3 protein-coding genes are annotated in these 1,542 nt (G+C 62.0%); 1 reads left to right on the top strand and 2 read right to left on the bottom strand.

Features of this window, described 5'->3' with window-relative positions; all coding sequences use genetic code 11:
* Together AC1DT3_RS20690 and AC1DT3_RS20685 are read right to left on the bottom strand one after the other, a co-directional pair.
* Positions 1–608: DEAD/DEAH box helicase family protein (locus AC1DT3_RS20690; RefSeq protein WP_477467081.1), on the bottom strand; the 608-nt coding region annotated here is incomplete at its 3' end.
* A 144-nt stretch (positions 609–752) separates the two neighbouring features.
* Positions 753–1,142, bottom strand: a complete 390-nt coding sequence (locus AC1DT3_RS20685; RefSeq protein WP_477467080.1) for a DUF3775 domain-containing protein — start codon at positions 1,140–1,142, stop codon at positions 753–755.
* 165 nt (positions 1,143–1,307) lie between these two features.
* Here AC1DT3_RS20685 and AC1DT3_RS20680 point away from each other — a divergent pair.
* Positions 1,308–1,542 (top strand): SemiSWEET transporter (locus AC1DT3_RS20680; protein WP_477467079.1); only part of this gene is annotated, 235 nt, incomplete at its 3' end.

Genomic DNA, 1,542 nt, shown 5'->3' with positions numbered 1-1,542 from the left:
CCGTAGAGCTGCGCGGCGAGCGTCTTGTTGGGCGCGAGAATCAGCGCCGGCCGCTGCGTTTCCTCGATCACCTTSGCCATSGTGAAGGTCTTGCCGGARCCGGTGACGCCGAGCAGCACCTGATCGCGCTCCTGCCGCCTGACCCCGTCGACCAGTTCCGCGATCGCTGTGGGCTGATCGCCCGCCGGCGTGAATTCCGAGACGATCTTGAACGGAATGCCGCCTTCGGATTTCTCCGGACGCTCGGGCCGATGAGGCACCCATAATTTGCCGTTCTTGAAGCGCGGATCGCCTTCGGTCAGAAGACGCGTCAAGGCCTGAACGGTGGCGGAGACGCCGCTCGACGCATCGTCGACGACGCTGTCAGTTTCAGCGTCCCCGGCAATCGGTTCGCTCAGGCCGATCTTCGCCGCCAGCGCCGGGTCGACGTCCGACACGTCGCCGTAAGCGAACGTCTCCTGCGCGCGTTCGGCGAATCCCTCCGCCTCCTTGCGCTCCCGATTGACCGCGGGATTGAGCAGTTCCGACAGGTAGCTATCGAGGGGCTTCAGTTCAGGTTTGCTCGCTTTCCCGGTGGAAAGCTTGGGCTTTTTGGGTGCTTTGGCCATAGAACGAATATGGTACAAACGATGGGAGATGGGAAGAGCCAGGCGGCCTTTTACAACCCACCCATGTTCCCTGTTTGGCGTTCGCGCGATGCCCTTGCCCATCCGCTGCGGCGGATGAAAAGGCGCGTCCTACACGGCGCTCCTCTATTCGCAACCCTCGCCAAACGCCGCCAGACCTTCGTCCAGCAGGTCGCCGAGATTGGGGATGCCGAGGAGGTAGTCGGCGGTCTGGACCCGGCTGACCGCGATGCGCTCCCTGGCGAGCCTCACGGCGTCGCCCCATTCCTCGGGTTCCATGTCGCCCCGGCCGATATAGATGAGGGCGACGATATCGGCCGCCTCGTCGTCGTTCAGGGCGGCGATGAATTCACGCAGCTCCTCCTCGGTCGGATCGTCGGACGCCATGGTCAAGACGTCCCGGTTGCCGTCATCCGTGGGGTTCGAGCCGGAATCGGGATCGGTCATCTCCTCTTTGGCGTCGATCGCTTTGACCCGAGTGATGAAGTCGCAAATCTTGTCGCGTGCAATGTCCATCGAGAAGCCCTTTGTCTGTCCTGACAGGGAAAACACCGAAAGGGGCTTTCGGTTCAGCTTGGCGGCTGGTTCCCCTGTCCGACGTAGGGGCGTCACACAATTTCATGCGCCACCGGCGGCGGCATGCTAAAGCTCTCTCGTTTCCCCGATTCGAAAAACGCTTCAATGTCCGGCCTCGAAATCYTCGGCTTTGCCGCCGCCATTCTGACCACTTTGTGCTGGCTGCCGCAGGCTTTGAAGACCCTGCGGACCAAGGATACGAAGTCGCTTTCCCTCGTGACCCAGAGTGCCTTTGCCGTCGGCGTCGGCCTGTGGCTGATCTATGGCGTGATGATTGGCGACGCGCCGATCATTTTCGCCAACTCCGTCACCTTCGTGCTGGTGAGCCTGATCCTCGTCA

The sequence above is a fragment of the Microvirga sp. P4_G7 genome, assembly GCF_056401005.1.
This window is presented reverse-complemented; position numbering and strand designations above follow the sequence as displayed.